The organism is Bacillus sp. FJAT-29814, assembly GCF_001510715.1.
Lineage (GTDB): Bacteria > Bacillota > Bacilli > Bacillales > Cytobacillaceae > Neobacillus.
The window spans coordinates 59,173-75,196 of sequence record NZ_LMTJ01000006.1; the positions used below are offsets into that span (position 1 = coordinate 59,173).

The following is a 16,024-nucleotide window of genomic DNA, read 5'->3' on the forward strand; positions in this document are numbered from 1 at the left end:
TTCCACCTCAAATTACAAATAAAAATCTAGCTTACCTGGACACTAATATATTCGGTAATATGATTCATTTTCTCTTTAAGTTCTTCCAAACCCTTGAACTTCAAAAACACAAATCCGAGCGCCTTCGTTCCGTCAGTAAACGCCTCTATCTTGTCGCCTTTTTCCTTATAAATTTCTTTATGAATAATATGATTTTCAATTCCATTCTTGAATAGTATAGCCTCCAACTTTCCCGGTTTGGCGGAATGGACTGTGTAGCTGGAATAAAACTCCTCCTTAGGCTCATAATTTACCTTGAGCTCTTTATTGCCTAATGCAGCCTCTACAGTTGCCCCTACAAAATCAATATCGGTTATGATTTTCAAAAAGTCGGGGATTAAATTCCCGCCATTCCTGGGTCCAATATCAATGAAGTAGACCTTCCCATCGCGGCCAATAATGGCTTCGATATTTAAGGCGCCAGTTTTAAGGTTTAATCGATCAATCAGTCTTTGCAGCTCCGAGCGGACTAAACTAGTTCTCGCCTTTTCCAGAAATAACGGGTAACTTTTACCTGCTGGAACATTGGGATTTACCTGTTTATTTCTGTGGCAATTTAAAAAACCGCAGAACTCAAGGCGGCCATCAATGATAAAAACATCCCCGCCAATTTGATAATCATGGTTCATCTCGATAAATTCCTCGACAATGACCGTTTTTTCTCTTGAATTCGAAAGAGCTTTTTCAAAGGCTCCCTCAAAGTCCGTTATTGAATCAACACGAGTGACTCCCCTGCTACCTGATGAATCTACAGGTTTTAGCATGATAGGAAAGTGGAAGTTACTTAAATCTTTCTTTGCTTCTTTAAATACTTTGTAGCTATCTGCCCTTGGACAGGGGAATCCATTTTCGCGCAGAAATTTCCTGAATTGCTCCTTATTTGTTAGTATAGATACTGATTCATATGGATGGGACGGCAAATTTAACTTATTTGCTGCAAAGGCAGCTATTGAAGCAGCAGTATCAGAGATGAAAGCAACAATTCCATCAACTTCTCTTTTTCTGCCAATCTCCAAAATTCCCTCTCTATCTGTTGTACTTATACAATAATACTCATCCGAATATTTTTGACAATGTGTATTTGATTGACGATCACATAGTATTGTATAGTAACCCATTTCCTTGGCATATCTAATAGCGGGAATTTGTTGAGCAGTACCACCTAGAAATAATATTTTTTTCATAATTACACTGCTCCCTTAACCTAAATACCTAATTGAATGACTAACTCTCTAAAAATCTTTTTCCTTTACAAATATGGCTCCCGCATTAATATATACGTTTTTTCCAACACTAACAGACCTGCTGGATTCCATTGGTGCATAAATGGAATGCTTTTTAATGTTTTTAAAGGTATTCCCCTTTATGTTTAAACCATTTACATATTTATTTTGGTCATTATCTGTCACAATTCCATATTCAAAATTAGTAAATGTATTGTCAATGAAGTCTGTATTTGAAATATCTGTAAGTCTTGCATTCATATAGGCAGCTTTATGGGTTTTTGCTTTATTATTAAAAGTATTTCCTTTGAAGATTGTATCTTGTGAACCAAGCAAAATCCTAATTGCATCCCCCCCATTAAGAGTTACAGTATTATCTGCAATGGTGGTTCGTTTGGAATTCATTCCCCATGTTCCCTCAATGACAAATCCATCATGAGAATTAATTTTGTTTCTATAAAAATTCAAATCCTCATTCTGGACCCAAATGTAAATATTAGCCACATTAAGGATATTATCATGGATTTTTGCGCCCTTAGTCACCATCACAAGAAATTCGGCATCAGGACTATTTACTGTATTATGATAAAATTCTATTTCATTAAAATAGTTCCCTTCTCCCCATCCACCACGAAGTTGAATTGAATAATAATCAGGTTCCTGATTTGTCTCAAATGTATTTTTATAAATTTTGGCATCTGAGAAGTTCATTTCTTCCCAGGGCTCAAAATGCAGTACCGGCTTGCCCGTTTTAGATTTACTTATATTGTTATAGATTTTTATATGGTTTACCTGTTCAATAACAATGTTCGCCCGATGACAATCTTCAATGAGGTTGTTTGATATTGTGATGTACTTACTTGTTTTCCTTGAACCTGAAACCGATACTCCATCTCCGACTGCATTTATTAACCGATTATTGTCAATAACTATGTTTTTGCTATCGTAGATGAAAATGTCATGCATATGTTCATTTCCAGTTTTATTCATCTTATAATTTCCATCAAAGGTGATATTCTGAATTTTTACATTTTCAGCATTTTCAACAGTAACAATTCGTGACCATTCAGATGCGTGATCGATTAATTTTATCTTAACCGTATCACGACTTTCTCCTACTAAATTGACATTCGATTTCAGATAAATAGGTTGTAAAATATATGTTCCCGATGGAATGTAAACATCTCCGCCGCCATTTTTTGCAACGGCATTAATCGCCTTTTGAAATGAAATCGTGTCATCTGCTGCTCCATCACCCATTGCACCATAGTCCTTTACATTGAAACTTACTGTCCTGTTTAAATGATTAGCACAGGAAAACAAAAAAAATAGTAGTGGAAGTAAGCCTAGAATAATAAAAGTTATTCTTCTCATTTTAAGCTCCGTAAGGAAAGTCATCACCATGATTAAACTTCAAAAAATGTAATAATATCTCTAACAGATTCAGCAATAAATACGTTTTTACTTTTACAAGCTTCTTCTTTAGTTTGAAATCCATATCCATACGTTACAGCTATGAAGTCCATTCCCAGTTGTTCAGCCCCTATGGCATCATAAATACTGTCGCCGATCATGACTGCTTTTGCAGGATTACCTTGGTCTAATTCCTTCAAGCACATTGATATGATATCGGACTTAGAATGTGTATCTTTTTCATCAATTCCTTTTATTGAATCGAAATATTGTTCCAGGCCAAAGTGATTCAAAATTTCCTTCGCGAAGGCATCCATTTTCAGAGTAGCTACCGCAGTTTGATAATTTGCCTTTTTTAAATAAACAAGCAATTCTTCTATTTGACCATAATGCTTTGCCTCATATAATCCTTTTTCTTTATATCTTTTCCTATATATTTCTACTGCAGTTCTGGCCTCATTTTCAGAAAGGCCGCATTCTCGAATAAAAGAATCCAAGAGCGGCGGACCAATAAAGCTTTTTTGCTTATCAGGCGATAACTCTGGAGCACCCATTTTTTTCGCTGTAAAACTCGCACCCAACATGATACCTTGAGAAGTATCGAGTAACGTGCCATCCAAATCGAAAATAACCATAGAATATTTCATAGTTCCTCCACTTAACCTATTGCAAAATAGTGTCAATAGAAGTGTCACTATAAACTGTCTTTGTAATAAATTGAATATCAATTTTCTTTCCAAGCAATGACAAGTAATTAGTGATCTCTTCATTAATGTTTATCAGATTTTCTAGACCTGCATTATTGTTCATATCAACAGAAAAATAGTTACTGTTCTTATTTATGCTAAAGCCGTCAAAACCCGCCAAATACAGTCTTTTTACAAATAATCGATGAAAAAGATTTATTAACATTAATCCTGCATTATCTGAAATAACTGGATTATTTATTAGTAAATCTGAATAATTTACGATTAATGAATGAATCTCCTTAGATTTAATAATATTAGATGTTGTAATTAGAGCAGTGTTTGCAGCTTTATCGGTTAATTCCTCTGCTATACTTTCAAATCGCTTTAGGTTGCTGATAAAAACTGCATCAACTTTATATGAATCAGGGATAAAATTGACACTACATACAAACGGGTCAAATCGTTGAATAAAATCATTTATCATTTCCTTTTCCAGCTCAATCGACTTTCCAGGCCCAATAATAAGGATTTCCCTTCCAGATATCATTTCTTTTATTAAATGTAGATCGTCAGCATCATATACAAAGTTACTTTGATAGTTGATATATAAATCTTCTATGAAGCTTTTATCATAGAGGTCTCTTTTTTTATTTGGTAATTGTTTCAAGATGGCATTGATTGCTTTTACTGAAATCGTCTGTTTATTTAATAGGTGGGAAGCATAGTTAGGATGGCAGCCATTTACTGCTGCAAGATAATAGGGTATTGAATACCCCCATTTTGTCTCAGTGAAAATATGGCTTAAATGTTCATCAACGATTTCTAACAAAGGGATAGTATCATACCTTTCTTCTATATTTTCGTTAATGTAATTTGTAACCAGCTCTGTACAAAGATTTCCTGCACCTCTTCCCATACCCATTACAGAAGAATCGATGATAATATTTCTTTTTGTATGAAGCATCAATAGCTCCTGTGCATTGGAAAAAGATAATTGAAGGTTATTATGTGAATGAAACCCAATGGATATGGACTGAACCAAATTGTTATCCAATAAATGAAACATTCTGAGTAGGTCGTTTTTATACATGATTCCGAGGGTATCTACCAGGTAAAAAGCATACGGTTTCAACTTATTAACTTTCTCCACTAATTCCAATAAGCTTGAATCAGAATAACTTGTGGTTCCAACCGGTTGAATAAATACCTTATATCCCTTTTCGATTAATTCCTGTCCATAGGTCATGGCTTCTTCCACTTCATGTTCATGAAAAGTTAATCGAATACCATCAATAGAACGGCCAGTATAATCAGAAATTTTATCAATCGGAATATACGGCTGCGCGATCATTCCTACATAAGTTGTACTTTCTCTTTTAGGCTCAATATATTCTTTAATTCTTTCTACGCCTTCAAATAAGGATTTGTTAGGGTTGGTACCACCTTCTTCAATAAAGCCGCACTCAATAATATCAATTTTGGACTCTGTTAATTTTGAAATGATTCTTTTTATTGTTCTCTCTCCAAAATTCCACCCGTTAATATAACCGCCATCACGAAGGGTACAATCAAGAATCATAATCTCACTCATAGACATAATCTCCCTGTTTTAATTGATTTGTTAAAATCAAGTTAACCGCTTCTAAATCCTTGGGAGTATCCACTGATAAAGTCTGAACTTCTGCTTCAATAAATTTAATTTTTTGCCCATTTTCCAAAAATCTAAACTCATCAATATCTTCAGCAGCTTCCAATGGCCCCCTTTTGGCTTTGTAACAGAATTCCAGGGCGCTTTTTGTAAAACATTGGACACCAACAAACTTTTTATAAACAAAATTATATGTCCCTTTCGGATACGGAATGGGGCTTCTTGCCATGTACAATCCATAACCATTGATATCCGTTGCAATCTTTATTTTGGAAAAATCCACTGCTTCCAAGGGGTTCTTAAGCTCTGTCATAAGATTGGCAACAAACAATGAATTGGGATCTATCACTTTCGGGATAATCTTCCTAATCTCCTTAGCCTCAATTAAGGGTTCATCACCATTCACATTAATATAAAAATCCGCATTTACTTTTGTAGAAACCTCAAAAAGCCGATCTAAATGGGTTTTGTGGCTGGGTGAGGTCATAATCGTTTTCATTCCATATTCATCACAGACATTTTGAATTCGCGGGTCATCTGTTGCAACAAAGACATCATCTAATTCAGCTACCATTTTAAGTTGCTTATGAACCCACCAAATCATTGGCTTGCCGCAAATATCCGCTAAAGGTTTACCCGGGAATCTTGAAGAATGATATCTTGCTGGAATAACACCAATAATCTTCATAATATTGTTGACCCCTTCGCCTATAATATTTTTACTCAACTGCTGCTAATTTTTCACAATTATCTTTATTACTTACGATATCTTCTAACCTAACACGCTTAAATACTTCTAATTTTCCTCCTCTAGTTGCATTTTTTATGGAAAAACCATTTTCCTTAGCAAATTTTTCGGCAGCTTGAAAACCTAACAAAGATAGTTCTAAATTGGGTAAATTCAGCCCTATGTTGTTATCATTGGAAAAGTAATCCTTAACACCATCTGTTTTTGTTATTTTCCCCCCATGATCAACTGTCAATGAATAATTAAAATCCACTCCAAGTAGATATATTTCCTTAAACCCCATATAGACAGCTAATTGAATCGCTCCGTATGTAACTGAGTATCCTTCATATAACTGCCTGCTAGCATCTGTGCTAAATTTTGGCAAATTAGGATAAAAGTTTGTTGACCGTAAAAAGAAATAGATGGCATCGTTAAAAATTGATTTATATATATCTTGAACTTGTATTGTTAAAAACTTATAATCTGCCACAACATTTTTAGCATGTTGGCTTATTTCCTTAAGTAAGGTAACATCCTGGCCAATATAATACGTCGGCCGCCATTCTGTTAGTTCAAAGATATTGAAAATTCTATGAGAAGCAAAGGTAGTTTCGTCTTTGATAAGATTTAAATCTTCAGGTGTCAAACTTGGACCGTTGCCAATAATAAAACATCTTTCTCCGCTGTGTTTATTTTTTAATGTTTTTATTTTTTTAGATGAATTAGAAAGATAGTATTGAATTTTCCACTTAATATAAACAAGACGGCTGCGGACTTTTTTCAAAAGTTGTTTGGCATTCATCAATTGTTTTACACCTTCTTTTTAGCCAGGATATCCGACACGCTTTGCTCCATTTCAATGATTGCATTTGAAAAATTATTATCTTGTGTGATAGCTTTTTTGACTTGCTTGCAAAATATGATATTTTCTTAGAGTATTTTTTGGGATTAACATGACAAGTAATGGTTTAAAAGCTAGAAATCTTTTTATATAGGGAATCTTTAGGCGTTTACATGCATTAAGTCTCACCTTCGTCTCTGTCAATCTAAATCTCCTGCTTTTCCGTGTATAGGAATCTTGATCTTCACGAAAGTAAATTAATGGCTCCTCCATATTTTCGAGAATAAAGCCCTTTTCATAAAACTTTAGCCATAAATCATAATCTTCCAATCGTTGTTTTGTAAATTGGTTATCGGAGTACCCTCCTACCTCAAGTAATCTATCGTGTTTCATTATGACCGTAGGGTGTATAAAAGGCGTACCCGTTATCATAACTTCTTTACCCGGTTTCTTATTTAATTGCCTTTCGCCCCATACACCATTATCATCAAATAAATATGCCCCTCCGCCAGCTGCATCACATGCATGGACACTCATATAGTTCACTTGTTTCTCAATTCTGTTTTCGAGCATAATATCGTCGCCATCATGGCGCATAATATAGTCGCCTGTACAGTGCTGCAAACAATAGTTCAGTGTCTGAGCCAACCCTTTATTCTGCTTATTTTTAAGTAATTTTATTCTTCCATTATTCTGTGCATACCGCTCAGCTATTTCATATGTTCGATCAACAGAACCGTCATCACACATAATTAATTCCCAATTTACGTATGTTTGTTTTTCGATTGACTCAATTGACTCTGCTAACACCTGCTCACAATTATAAATCCCCATAATGATAGATACTTTCTTATTCAAAATGCCACCCCGTTAACTCAGTTTCTTTAGATTGTCGGGAGTTTGAATATCAGCGTAAATATTTACATTATTTATTAATTTATGTTTAAGATAAATTTCCTCAAGCTCACTTATAACAATGTCTAAAGCATACTCTTTAATCAGTGTCCTGCTGTTTTTACCATACCTTTGCCTCAATTCATTTGAGTGGTAAAGTTTCTCAATAGCATCGGCACACTCCCATGGATCATAATTAATAACAAAACCATTTTCTCCATCTGTTACTAAGTCACGGTTTCCCCTGCAATTCGTTACAATTATTGGCAATCCTGTCGCCATAGCTTCCATGACGCTTACGGGAAGACCCTCACGCCTAGATGTTGAGACTGCAATATCGGATATGGCCATCAAACTATGAACATCATCGCGAGATCCTAAAAAATGAACAGTTTCCTCCAATTCGTATCGGCTTACTAATTCTTTATAATGATTTAAAAGATTCCCTCCTCCTACAAGTAAAAGTTTAATATTTTCAATTTTCCCCCTTAACATATTGACCGTAGTTATTAACAAATCTTGATGCTTGTTATGATTGAGTTCTCCCACATAGATTAGAATAAAAGCTTTGTCATCATATCCATACTGTTTCCGCAAGTGAGCATTTTCCTCTGGTGATCGTGGAAAGAATTTATTCAAATCAAGACCGACTCCATTTACTTTATAAACAGAATCACATTTTTTTATATTTAGCTTTTTAGCGGCTCGATAATCCTCATCATTAATCGTAATGATTCCATCAGTCCATCTTGCAGCAATTTTTTCTATCGGATAATAGATTGCCCAATTTTTCTTTGGGGCACCTTTAAAAAAGTGAAAGCCGTGCGCAGTGTAAAGTACTGTAATATTCTTGATACTGCGACAGGCTAGTCTGGTTAAGAATGCAGCAACAGGAGTATGAACATGAACAAAATCATATTCACCATCTAAAATTACTTTTTTAATATTTTTGTACGCTGTGATATTCTCTTTTTTCAATGGATTTCGTTGAAACTTTATTTGATGTACATAACAACCAAGTTCAAATAATTTCGGGCTTACTGCTTCCACTGTATTAAAAGCAACTTCAACCTCATTTCCCTTTTCAATCAGAAATTTTATATGAGGAATTAAAAAGGCATTAACAGTATTAGAAATTGTGGTCACAATTAAAATTTTCATATACCTTCTCCTTCCTTTTTGATTCGTTGATAAAAAAAGAGAATAGAAAAAAAACCTGTTTACACAGGTTTCGAAAGTAAATCTCACATATTATGATTGATTACTCTTTCATTCTTTCTAGTTAAGAACCTTTTAAATAATGGGTAGATGATATCCATGACTACTTTTAATTCTTCAACCTTTGTAAACTTACTAATCCCTATGTAATAGGCGGGACCAAGCATCAATTGAATGAATAATTTTAAATAATGATTTACCGGTAAAAAGACACCGCTTAAATAAACAACTACTCCCATTGTAAAAGTAATGATATAGATATGCGTGATATCTTTTATATGTTCAATTGTAGAGTAAGAAATCTCCCTGCCTCCAAAATGGCTATTTAATATAAAATCAATATATGTTTGCAAGATAATCACTCCAATTAATCCAATAACACCTATCTTTAAAAAAACAGCACCTATGATTAACAGAGTCAGGGTTACCTTTCTTGCGATATTCAACTGTAAATAAAGATTTGACTTCCCTTTCACTTGAAGAATATTTAAATCAATCGCGTGCAAAGGGTATAACATTCCTGCAATACATAATAATTGAAAGTAAATCACCATCGGCATCCACTTTTCTCCAAATAAAACATAAACAAGCGAATCTCCAATAGCCGCTAAACCCACCATTAACGGAAAGTTAATAAACGCTGAAACTCTTATAATTTTCTTAAAACTATACTTAAGCCTTTCATCTTCATCTTGGATCGTGCTAAGTATAGGGTAAGTCACCCGCTGTAGTGCTGATGTTATTGACAGTGAGGCTGCTTCGGTTATTTTAACCGAATTTGTATAGTATCCAAGTTGAGTAACTGAATAAATCTTCCCAATGACAATAAAGTATATATTAGAATAGATAACTGAGATTAATCCAGATAGCATAAGGTTTGAGCTAAATCCAAATAACCTCTTTAATGAGTTAAACTCAAAAATTAACGAAGGTCTCCAATTATTAAATCCCCATAAAAATATCAATTGAAAAAGCTGCAACGATAGGGTCTTTATTACTAGACTCCAAACTCCTAAACCCCATAAGGCTAAACCGATAGCGATTACACCGGATAAAACACCTGAAATTAGGTTTATGATGGTTTGAGATTTAAAATCAATTTTCTTTGCAAGCAGTGTTCTTTGTATGATACTCAGCGCGTTCATAATAAGGCTTAATGAGAGGACTCTCAGAATCAGAATTATCTGCGGTTCATTAAAAAATGCACTAACCATAGGAGCTAGGGCATATAGAACGCCATATAACAGAAGAGATAACAACAAATTAAAATAAAAAATAGTGGAATAATCTGCTTGAGTGGCTTCTTGTTCCCTAATCAAGGCTTGAGAGAAGCCACTTTCAATAATGATATTAGAGATAAGCACAAATACCAAGATCATTCCAATAATGCCAAAATGTTCCGGGAGCAATATTCGAGCCAGAATAATTTGCAAGATAAATTGAATTCCCTGGTTCGCAAATTGATCACCTATGCTCCAAAATACACTCTTTATGGCTTTTTGTTTTAATGAATCACCCTTAGGCATTATAATACCCTCATTTATTTCATTTGAATTTGTCAACTTTGGATATTTAATATTTCACTTGTATTAGTCTTTTTCAAATAGTAGTCTTTAACTAAGTTTGTAATAAACAAGATATCTGCTTCATCTAATTTATAAAATAATGGCAATCTAAGCAGACGTTCACTCTCTACTGTGGTATAGCGATCCTTGCCAGAAAACTCCCCGTACTTTAATCCGGCATCCGCTGAATGCAATGGTACATAATGAAACATAGTTAAAACGTTATGCTGCTTCATATATTCAATTAAATTCGAACGGTCCTCTATATTTAAGCACTTTATGAAAAACATATGGCCATTATGTTCACAACCTGCTGGGGTGTGAGGTAATTCGATATACCCCATGTTTGCTAAATCTTTCAAATGATCGTAGTAAAGATGCCAGCTTTTTAGGCGGTCTTTATTTATGATATGTGCCTCTTCCAGTTGGGCAAAAAGGTAGGCAGCATTCAATTCACTGGGGAGGTACGAACTTCCAATATCTACCCATGTATATTTATCAACCTGCCCTCGAAAAAACTCGCCTCGATTTGTTCCTTTTTCTCGAATAATTTCTGCCCGCTTTATAAAATTTTCATTTTGAATGAGAAGAGCCCCGCCTTCACCCATCGAATAGTTCTTCGTTTCATGAAAACTAAAGCATCCAAGGTCACCAATTGTTCCTAACGCTTTGCCTTTGTAAGTTGACATCATCCCTTGGGCCGCATCTTCAATTACATAAAGATTGTAACGATTAGCGATTTCCATAATTGAATCCATTTCACAAGCAACACCTGCATAATGTACCAAAACAATCGCTTTTGTCTTATCAGTAATCGCTGCTTCAATCAAGTTTTCATCGATATTCATTGTATCCGGACGAATATCAACGAAAATAATTTTGGCGCCGCGAAGAACAAATGCGTTTACCGAGGAAACAAATGTATATGATGGGGCAATGACCTCGTCCCCCGGTTTAATATCAATCAGAATAGCCGCCATTTCCAATGCATGTGTGCAGGAAGTGGTCAGAAATGCTTTGGGTGTATTTAAATTTGTTTCAAACCATTCATGGCATCTCTTTGTATATGCACCATCCCCGCTTAATCTTTGATTGCTGTTAATTACCTCGAGTACATGATTAAGTTCTTTTTGAGTAACTGGCGGCTTATTGAATGGAATCATTCTGTTCCCCCTCAATTTGTAAGATTGTATTTGGCTTTGACAATTCTTCCATACAAATGCGAAAGTTTTGCTGAGAAATTAGGCATACAAAACAGTAACACATACTTAACCTTTCTCTTCAATCCCAGGTCATTAAAGACTTTTTTGAATTTCGGGCTTTTTAGTTCCTTCAAATTTCGATCGTAAATTAATATCAAGAACTCTCGAAATAAAATCTCTTTTTCTACTTGTTGTTTATATTTTAAATTCGAATATAAATTAAATGATTTTAAAATTTGGATATCTCCCTTATTAATAGCAATCTTTTTTGTATTCATATTTTTCATGGACAATAAACTTGTTGTCCATGAACCATTGGCCATTCTGTATGCAGACATAAATTCATCAATATAATAGGCATAGCCATGACTTGAAAGTATTAACGTTAATGGATAGTCATACACTGAAGAAGTAAAAAACCAATCGGGCGGGGTATCCATAAGATGTTTTGGATAAATCATTGAAGATGAGTGCATAAAACCTCCACCACCAAATACAAGGTCGCCAGCTGAATATTTATTATTTTTTTTACTTGGCCTGACAACTGTACCTAGGGGCTCCTTCTCATTATCAACCACTTTTGCAGCATGAAAGCAAAGTGTACACTCTGGATTTTCTTCTAAATAGTCTACTTGCTTTTGAAGTTTATAAGGATCGGTCCAATAATCATCCCCATCACAAATGGCAATATATTTCCCCTTTGATTTTTCGTGCAGGTTTCTAACATTGCCAATAAAACCCAAATTTTGCTTGTTAGCTATTAGTTTAATTTTGTCTGGATATTTATCTCTATATGACTCAACAACTTTTTTTGTATTATCTGTACTACAATCCTCACCAATAAGAATCTCGTAGGCAAAATTTGTTTTTTGAGCAAGGAAGCTTTCTATCGCATCTCCAATCATATCTTCTTGATTAAAAGTAATACAGTTCACACTTACCAATACATTCATTTAATCCTCCTCCGATTCAATATTTCTATTTACCTATGATTTATCCGTTGTGAGTTGACGGAATAAATTAACGCCCCTAAAATTAACCAAAGGATCCGGGCACTGTTTAAAGAGATTGCCATTGACCCCACCAACATAATGATCATTATATCCCTCAGGATTAGGTTAGTTTCTGAACGGTGAAAGCGAAATAGCGAGACTTTCCCCAGCAAAAAAAATACATAACCAAAAAAGCAAGTGGCTAGTGGTATACCCCACTCAGCAAATAGCTGTAAAAAAGTGTTATGGGCCAGGTTGCCATAATGAAACATCTCCCCGGTAAGTGAAGTATAAGTTCCAATTCCAACTCCCAAGAACGGTGACAGCTGAATGACTTGTATAGCAGCATTCCAAGCATCGCCTCTTCCAGAACCACTTTCAGAAATGGAACCAGTTATATCTGTTAATAGTTCTTGAATTCTAAAAAATGAAGGTATACTTGAAGATAAATGATACATGGCCTTTTCAAATATTCCGAAAGGTAATGGTGCCATTAAAATCAAAAACACAATAAAAAACAGGTGAACGACCACTTCACCTGTTTTTTTCTTTTTCAGAAACAAATATTCTATTAGTCTTAAAGCCAAATAACAAATCAGAGTAATAATTCCTGTTTTTGATCCCGTAGTTAGAACTGCTAGAAAGGTTATGATTACAGCCAAATACTTGTATCTCGCCTCTACCATTTTTGATCTGGTAAAATACACAAGACCCGTAATCTGCAGGACCGAATAGTAATTCGGGTCAATCATCAGCCCCCTAAACCGGGTACCTCCAAAGAATAGAATATTTGAAAAAACATTAATGCTGAATATCGTAAAAATAATCCCCAAAATTCCCACTAAAATAGAAAATAATGAATACCATTTCAATGTTTTCTCTAAATAGTTTATTTTTGATAAATTGTAACCAATAAGAAAGTAGACAAAACTGGCAGAAAGCTTAATGTAATCACTAACAATGGCAATTGGATTTGTATTGGAATTAAATTGAATAGGAACATAAATAACAGCGGTTGCCAGAACAAACATCGATACAATAATAAAAAATTTTAAAGGCAGTGTTGGAATATCTAATTGATTCCTAATTATCAAGATGACAAAGACAATTAAGCAAAAAAAGTCTGCAAATGAAATGTTTATACCCAATATTACTTGAGATTGGTGTAGCAAAATTGCCATTAAAAAGAGTATTACTGTGAATAGCACGTGCCTTTTCTTTTGAACTCCCCCTGCTTCAAGTAAATACCTCACACGCCCCCTACACCATCTTTCTTAATATGTTATTTTCAATCTTTTCATAACTTCATTGTTCGAGCCGTAATTTAATCTTAAAAAATACGCAAGAACCTCTTTCTAAAAGGCACTGGCTGCTCAATGTGCAAGTTTTGCCCTGCTAATAGTAATTCAGCATTTTCTTTGAGATAAAAAGTATATTGAATTCCAATTTTGTTAGTAACCCAATCATATGCTTCCGTTAGATTAATCCCTCTAAAGTGGATATTATGGGCATCTGTTGCGATAAAATGCGCCAAATGGTGCTCGATTATTTTTTCACAAAAGAATTGAATTTTCTTTCCAAAATGCCCTGCAATGCTTCCAGCAGTCAACTGGAATAATGCACCCTCTTGGGCCAAGTCAAATAAAAGCTGATGATCTTCAAGAAATTCTCTGTTTCTTTCAGGATGGGCAAATATTGGGGTTAACCCTTTTAATAACAGTTCATAAACCACTTCTTGTGTATAATCAGGAACTTCTCTGGAAGGAAGTTCTAATAATAAATATTTCCCCTTATTATCAAGTGTTAGTATTTCATTCCTTTCTAAGGACTGAAATATTTCTCGATGGAGCCTCAGCTCTTGACCCGGATGAATCTGAAGAGGAATATTGTTCTCTTCTAAAATGGTATTATATTCTCCAACAAGTTTTATGATTTTATCCTTAGGATTAATAAATATGCCATTCAGGTGATGGGGTGTTGCAAATGAATGCGTAATTCCATTGCTTACAGCCTGATTAGCCATCATCAGAAAATCAGAATCATTAGGAGCGCCGTCATCAATATTGGGTAAAATATGACAATGTATATCAATCACACTGATATCCCCTTAAATAACTATTAATAATAGTAGGAATACTTGCTCTTTTTTACCGCTACTCGATTCACAACAATACCAAGAATTCGAGATTTAACTTTTTCAAGCATTTCCTTTGCTTTTAACGCTCGGTCTCTATTGGTTTTTTCGCTGGACACCACCATTACAACGCCATCACACTTAGCTGCAATGATTTGCGGGTCTGTAACTGCCATAACAGGCGGGGCATCAAACACAACAAAATCAAACAAGCTTTTTAATTCTTCCATTAATGATTCCATTGCTTTTGAATCCAGCATTTCTGAGGGATTCGGAGGTTTGGGGCCGCTGGTTAAAATATGAAGGTTTGGAATAAACGTCTTCAAAATGGCTTCATCTCTACAAATTTTCTTAGTTAAAACACTCGTTAGTCCTTCAATATTACTGACCCTAAATGTATAATGGACAGTTGGTTTCCTTAAATCCGCATCCACTAGTAAAACCCGTTTTTCTTGTTGTGCCAGCGTAATCGCAAGATTGGCCGCAGTTGTAGATTTTCCATCACCAGGTTCAGGAGAGGTAATCAAAATGGTTTTAATATCTTGATCAACTGCGGAAAATTGAATATTTGTCCTTATCATCCTAAATTGTTCAGTAATTGTTTGACCTGGATTATTGTAGGGGGCTAAAGTCACAGCATCTTTCCCTTTATTTTTTAGATTACGTTTCAAGAGTTTCAACTCCCACGTTACTTATTTCCGCTCCCTTTTTTCCTTTTTGCTTTGGCATAATCTGTACCTCCCCCAATACAGGAAGCCCTAAATAAGCTTCAACATCTTGACTATCCTTTAGAGTTTTGTCAAATAACTCCAGCAATACTGCCAGGCCTATCCCAGCTAATATGCCTACTACAATGGCAATAGTATGATTAAATAATGGCTTCGGGTTCACAGGAACTGGATTCTTCTTTAATTCTGCTTTTGCAAGTATACTCACATTGTCTACATTCATGATTTTTTTAATTTCGGTTTGAAACACTTCTGATACGGTATTGGCTATGTTTACTGCCCTTTCTGGATCGGAGTCCTTAACCAGTATAGAAAAAACCTGTGAACTGCCTCCGTTGTTGACAGAAATATTTCCATTAAGCTGCTCAATATTTTGATTGATTGCTAATTTATCTATTACTTTTTCTAGAATAACCGGGCTCTTGATAATATCGGTGTAAGTGCTAATTAGCTCGACATTATTTCTTAATTGAGAAAAATCTATCTGATTGTCAGATGTTTTTTGATTGACAAGAATTTGTGTAGAAACCTGATACACTGGTGTAATTAAATAATATGTAAACATAATACTAGTCAACACCGTGATCAATATTGTGAGAACAATCCATCTCCAACGTTTCCTAAGAATTTGAAAAAAATTGAAAACACTTATTGTTTGCCCCATAAAAACCTCCATGCTTGCGATAAATCAAATTGATTATTTTTACA

At 34.7% G+C, this 16,024-nt stretch carries 15 protein-coding genes; all 15 read right to left on the reverse strand.

The window, feature by feature from the left end:
• Positions 1 to 26 precede the first annotated feature (26 nt).
• On the reverse strand, positions 27 to 1,223 hold the full coding sequence (locus AR334_RS17100) for an ATP-grasp domain-containing protein (protein WP_066314092.1): 1,197 nt from the start codon (positions 1,221 to 1,223) through the stop codon (positions 27 to 29).
• A gap of 48 nt (positions 1,224 to 1,271) precedes the next feature.
• Positions 1,272 to 2,636, reverse strand: a complete 1,365-nt coding sequence (locus AR334_RS17105) for a glycosyl hydrolase family 28-related protein (RefSeq protein WP_172799246.1) — start codon at positions 2,634 to 2,636, stop codon at positions 1,272 to 1,274.
• Positions 2,637 to 2,668: 32 nt separating this feature from the next.
• A complete protein-coding gene (locus AR334_RS17110) occupies positions 2,669 to 3,322 on the reverse strand; it encodes an HAD hydrolase-like protein (protein ID WP_066314098.1) in 654 nt (217 codons plus the stop codon).
• Positions 3,323 to 3,338: 16 nt separating this feature from the next.
• On the reverse strand, positions 3,339 to 4,955 hold the full coding sequence (locus tag AR334_RS17115) for an aldolase catalytic domain-containing protein (protein WP_066314099.1): 1,617 nt from the start codon (positions 4,953 to 4,955) through the stop codon (positions 3,339 to 3,341).
• Positions 4,948 to 5,700 carry a 3-deoxy-manno-octulosonate cytidylyltransferase gene (locus AR334_RS17120; protein WP_066314101.1) on the reverse strand — a complete coding sequence of 251 codons (753 nt, stop codon included), beginning with the start codon at positions 5,698 to 5,700 and terminating at the stop codon, positions 4,948 to 4,950. Before AR334_RS17120 ends, AR334_RS17115 begins: the two co-directional genes overlap by 8 nt.
• Before the next feature lie 31 nt (positions 5,701 to 5,731).
• Entirely contained in the window at positions 5,732 to 6,544 is an 813-nt protein-coding gene (locus AR334_RS17125) for a 6-hydroxymethylpterin diphosphokinase MptE-like protein (protein WP_066314103.1), read from the reverse strand.
• 78 nt (positions 6,545 to 6,622) lie between these two features.
• Positions 6,623 to 7,441, reverse strand: coding sequence for a glycosyltransferase family 2 protein (locus AR334_RS17130; protein ID WP_066314105.1), 819 nt, complete (start codon positions 7,439 to 7,441; stop codon positions 6,623 to 6,625).
• Between the two features lie 12 nt (positions 7,442 to 7,453).
• Positions 7,454 to 8,638, reverse strand: coding sequence for a glycosyltransferase family 4 protein (locus AR334_RS17135; RefSeq protein WP_082692994.1), 1,185 nt, complete (start codon positions 8,636 to 8,638; stop codon positions 7,454 to 7,456).
• 83 nt (positions 8,639 to 8,721) lie between these two features.
• Positions 8,722 to 10,221 (reverse strand): lipopolysaccharide biosynthesis protein, encoded by a 1,500-nt coding sequence (locus AR334_RS17140; protein ID WP_066314108.1) that lies wholly within the window; start codon positions 10,219 to 10,221, stop codon positions 8,722 to 8,724.
• A gap of 32 nt (positions 10,222 to 10,253) precedes the next feature.
• Positions 10,254 to 11,423 carry a dTDP-4-amino-4,6-dideoxygalactose transaminase gene (rffA, locus tag AR334_RS17145; RefSeq protein ID WP_066314110.1) on the reverse strand — a complete coding sequence of 390 codons (1,170 nt, stop codon included), beginning with the start codon at positions 11,421 to 11,423 and terminating at the stop codon, positions 10,254 to 10,256.
• 11 nt (positions 11,424 to 11,434) lie between these two features.
• Positions 11,435 to 12,415: a glycosyltransferase gene (locus AR334_RS17150; protein WP_066314114.1), complete on the reverse strand. Its 981-nt coding sequence runs from the start codon at positions 12,413 to 12,415 to the stop codon at positions 11,435 to 11,437.
• Between the two features lie 29 nt (positions 12,416 to 12,444).
• Positions 12,445 to 13,116 carry an O-antigen ligase gene (locus AR334_RS30165; RefSeq protein WP_216638029.1) on the reverse strand — a complete coding sequence of 224 codons (672 nt, stop codon included), beginning with the start codon at positions 13,114 to 13,116 and terminating at the stop codon, positions 12,445 to 12,447.
• Between the two features lie 668 nt (positions 13,117 to 13,784).
• Positions 13,785 to 14,549, reverse strand: a complete 765-nt coding sequence (locus AR334_RS17160) for a tyrosine-protein phosphatase (RefSeq protein WP_066314121.1) — start codon at positions 14,547 to 14,549, stop codon at positions 13,785 to 13,787.
• A gap of 23 nt (positions 14,550 to 14,572) precedes the next feature.
• Positions 14,573 to 15,259, reverse strand: a complete 687-nt coding sequence (locus AR334_RS17165; protein ID WP_253701312.1) for a CpsD/CapB family tyrosine-protein kinase — start codon at positions 15,257 to 15,259, stop codon at positions 14,573 to 14,575.
• The gene (locus tag AR334_RS17170) at positions 15,249 to 15,980 is read right to left on the reverse strand and encodes a YveK family protein (RefSeq protein WP_066314122.1); all 732 of its coding nucleotides are present in this window, start codon (positions 15,978 to 15,980) and stop codon (positions 15,249 to 15,251) included. Before AR334_RS17170 ends, AR334_RS17165 begins: the two co-directional genes overlap by 11 nt.
• Positions 15,981 to 16,024: the final 44 nt, after the last annotated feature.